The organism is Massilia sp. P2_C2 (genome assembly GCF_056404615.1).
This window is the reverse complement of record NZ_JBFUDR010000446.1, coordinates 1-3714: the sequence shown is the minus strand read 5'-3', so window position 1 is coordinate 3714 and position 3714 is coordinate 1. Positions and strand designations below refer to the sequence as shown.

The 3714-nt window shown below is 62.1% G+C and carries 4 protein-coding genes; 2 read left to right on the top strand and 2 right to left on the bottom strand.

The window, feature by feature from the left end:
• Positions 1-182 (top strand): hypothetical protein (locus tag AC1DYX_RS29085; RefSeq protein ID WP_477265387.1); only part of this gene is annotated, 182 nt, incomplete at its 5' end.
• A 131-nt stretch (positions 183-313) separates the two neighbouring features.
• On the opposite strand, the gene AC1DYX_RS29080 is transcribed toward AC1DYX_RS29085, so the two are convergent.
• Positions 314-718: an SWIB/MDM2 domain-containing protein gene (locus AC1DYX_RS29080; RefSeq protein WP_477265386.1), complete on the bottom strand. Its 405-nt coding sequence runs from the start codon at positions 716-718 to the stop codon at positions 314-316.
• A 237-nt stretch (positions 719-955) separates the two neighbouring features.
• Complete coding sequence (gene ffh / locus AC1DYX_RS29075; protein WP_477265384.1) at positions 956-2323, bottom strand: signal recognition particle protein; 1368 nt, start codon at positions 2321-2323, stop codon at positions 956-958.
• A gap of 276 nt (positions 2324-2599) precedes the next feature.
• Here ffh and AC1DYX_RS29070 point away from each other — a divergent pair, with 276 nt between their 5' ends.
• Entirely contained in the window at positions 2600-3574 is a 975-nt protein-coding gene (locus AC1DYX_RS29070; RefSeq protein ID WP_477265382.1) for an ABC transporter substrate-binding protein, read from the top strand.
• Positions 3575-3714 lie beyond the last annotated feature (140 nt).

Below are 3714 nucleotides of genomic sequence, written 5' to 3'. Positions count from 1 at the left end.
GCCCCAGGCGCTGTGCCGCAATGACCGCCGTGATCTCGCCCCTGACACTGGCGGCGATGATTTCGGCGCGCTCCAACTCCTCCATCCAGGCGCTGTGCCGCAATGACCGCCGTGATCTCGCCCCTGACACTGGCGGCGATGATTTCGGCGCGCTCAAAGCGGACATTACAACTTTGCCCTAACACACCCTACGTACTGCGATAACCCGTAGGGTGGGCTCCCCGAGCCCACGCGTAACGTTTGCGTCATGAAAGCAAAAAGCCCCGGTCTGCCGGGGCTTTCTGTATCGGGGCGATGGGACAGCCAGATCTTCTTATTTGAGGTGATCCGAGATCAGCTTGGTCATTTCGAACATCGACACCTGCGCCTTGCCACCGAAGACGGCTTTCAGCTTGTCGTCGGCGTTGATCATGCGGCGGTTGGCCGCGTCCTGCAGGTTCTGCGCCTTGATGTAGTCCCAGACCTTCTTGGTCACTTCGGTGCGCGGCAGCGGCTTCGCGCCGACGACGGCGGCCAGCGGTGCCGATGGGGTCATCTCTTTCATGAAAGCGGCGTTGGGCTTGCGGGCCGCTGCCGGCTTCTTTGCCGCTGCGGTTGCTTTCGGTGCTGCTGCTTTGGCTGGAGCTGCCTTTTTCGCTGCGGGCTTCGCCGCCGCAGCCGGCTTTGCAGCTGCGGCTTTCTTCGCGGGCGCTGCAGTGGTTTTTTTGGCTGTTGCCATCTTCGAGCCTCCTAAACGGAACACATGGAAATTTGCGCGTGAGCGCACCCGGCTTATATTGGTAGGGTTTTAGTGTTCGTGCAAGTCTTTTTCGAAATTTTTTCACTCTTACAAGCCCTAAATCGACTGGTTGTGTTACCCACGCCCCCCTAGAGTGAAAAAACAGACATGCCAAACGCGCGAAAGCCGTGCGGGACGTTCGATCCCGCACGGCTTTCCGTAGCATGGTAATGCTTCTTAGCGCAGGCCCGGCATCATGCCTTTCATCCCGCGCATCATCTTCATCAGGCCGCCGCCCTTGAGCTTCTTCATCATCGTATTCATCTGCTCGTACTGGTTCAGCATGCGGTTGACTTCCTGCACCTGCACGCCGGCGCCGGCCGCGATGCGGCGCTTGCGGTTGGCCTTGATCAGTTCCGGCTTGGCGCGTTCGGCCGGCGTCATCGAGTCGATGATGCCGCACATGCGGCGCACCTGCTTCTCGGCCTGGTCCATGTTGGCGCCGGACGCCGCCTGCTGGAACTGGGCCGGGAGTTTATCCAGCAGGCCGGCCATGCCGCCCATCTTCTTCATCTGCGCGAGCTGGGCGCGGAAGTCGTTCATGTCGAACTTGCCGCCCGATTTGATCTTGTTGGCCATGTCGGTCGCGGCCTGCATGTCCACGCCCTTGCGCGCTTCCTCGACCAGCGCAAGGATGTCGCCCATGCCCAGCACGCGGTTGGCCATCCGGGCCGGATCGAAGGCTTCGAGGCCGTCCAGCTTTTCCGACACGCCGGCGAACTTGATCGGCTTGCCCGTCACGTGGCGCACGGACAGCGCCGCGCCGCCGCGCGAATCGCCGTCGAGCTTCGTCAGGACCACGCCGGTCAGCGGCAGCGCGTCGTTGAAGGCTTTAGCCGTGTTGATCGCGTCCTGGCCGACCATGGCATCGACGACGAACAGCGTCTCGATCGGGTTCACGGCCGCGTGCACGGCGGCGATCTCCTGCATCATCGCCTCGTCGATGGCGAGACGGCCGGCCGTGTCGACGATGACGACGTCGTGGTAGTGGCGGCGCGCCCAGTCGACGGCGTTCTTCGCGATGTCGACCGGCTTGTCGCTCGCGGTGGACGGGAAGAAGTCGGCGCCGACCTGCTTCGTCACGGATTCCAGCTGCGCGATTGCGGCCGGGCGGTACACGTCGGCGGAGACGGTCAGGACCTTTTTCTTCTTCTGTTCCTTCAGGTACTTGGCCAGCTTGCCGGTGGTGGTCGTTTTACCGACACCCTGCAGGCCCGCCATCAGGATCACGGCCGGCGGCTGCTGCGCGAACGACAGCTGCGACGCCTCCGGACCGAGGTCGGCGCCCATCAGCGCGGCCAGTTCCTTCTGCACGACGCCGACAAGGGCCTGGCCGGGCGACAGGGAGCCGATGACTTCCTCGCCCAGGGCCTTTTCCTTCACTTTGGCGATGAATTCGCGTACGGCCGGCAGCGCCACGTCGGCCTCGAGCAGGGCCAGGCGCACTTCGCGCAGCATTTCGGCGGTGTTCGACTCGGTGAGGCGGGCCTCGCCGCGCATCGTCTTGACGACCTTGGCAAGGCGTTGGGTCAGGTTATCCAGCATTGTTTACCTTCGTACTCTATATAAGCGGGGCATCGCGCAAACTGCAATTTTACCTCATGTCGGGGCGCGTTTTCCTCCGTCAAGACCGCTATTCAGCCATTCGCAAGCCGTGTGGTCAACCTGGATATTTGATTCCCAGTAAAATCTGATTGGACGGTTTGACAATATATTGCTTCGCGTTTACCGTTTCCAGGGCCAGGAGCAATCAAGCGCGTGGCCGTCGCAGCACCCAGCAATTCATTCCAATAAGTTTCATCCCAATCGGAGAGGCAGGCAATGAAAGCAACCGGGTTTCGCAATACCCTCGTCATGGCCGCGCTGCTGGCCGCGGGCAGTGCCCAGGCCCAGGACGTCGTCCGTCTCGGCAATCTCAAGTTCGCGCACTACGGCGCGGTCTCGTACATCAAGGAAATCGCGCCCAAGTGCGGCATCAAGGTCGAGGAACGCATCTTCGCCAAGGGCCTGGACGTGATGCAGGCCATCATCGCGGGCGAGCTCGACGTCGGCACGACGGCATCCGAGGCCGCGATCTCGGGCCGCGCCGGCGGGGCGCCGATCTATGTCGTGGCCGGCTTCGCCAAGGGCGGCGCGCGGCTCGTCGCGCGGCCGGACGCCGGCGTCAAGGCCGTCCGCGACCTGAAGGGCAAGAAGGTGGGCGTGACGCGCGGCGGCATCCAGGAAGTCCTGCTGATGGCCGAGCTGCAAAAGGCGGGCCTCACGGCCGACGCCGCGCCCGGCAAGGACGTGCAGATCATCTACCTGGCCTACGCCGACCTGAACCAGGCGCTGCTGGGCAAGAACATCGACGCGATGATGCAGTCGGAGCCGCAGTCGTCGCAGGCGATCAACAAGGGCTTCGGCGTCGAAGTGCTCAAGCCGTACGACACGCCGATCGGAGAGCCGGTGCGGACGATGGTCATGACGGAAAAATTCTACGCTACGCGCCGTCCCGTCGCCGAGAAATTCATGCGCTGCTTCGTGATAGCCACGAACGCCTTCATCAAGGATCGCGCGCTGGCCGAGAAATACGTGCGCGAGGTCGTGTTCAAGGGGCAGATCACGAAGGACGATTTCGACGACGCGATCAGCAATTCTCCCTATACCTACGACATCACGCCGGAGCATATCCAGACGACCACCGACATCATGGTCAAGACGGGTGTCGGGCGGATGGCGAAGCCGCCGGTGGCGAAGGATTGGGTCAAGACCGATTTGCTGGACGAGGCCAAGAAAAGCCTCAACATCAAATAACGGTTTCGGGAGGCGTTACGCCAACATGACGCTGGCGTCCTCGTGGGCACGTTTCATTAAGAAAAGCCTCAACATCAAATAACGGTTTCGGGAGGCGTTACGCCAACATGACGCTGGCGTCCTCGTGGGCACGTTTCATT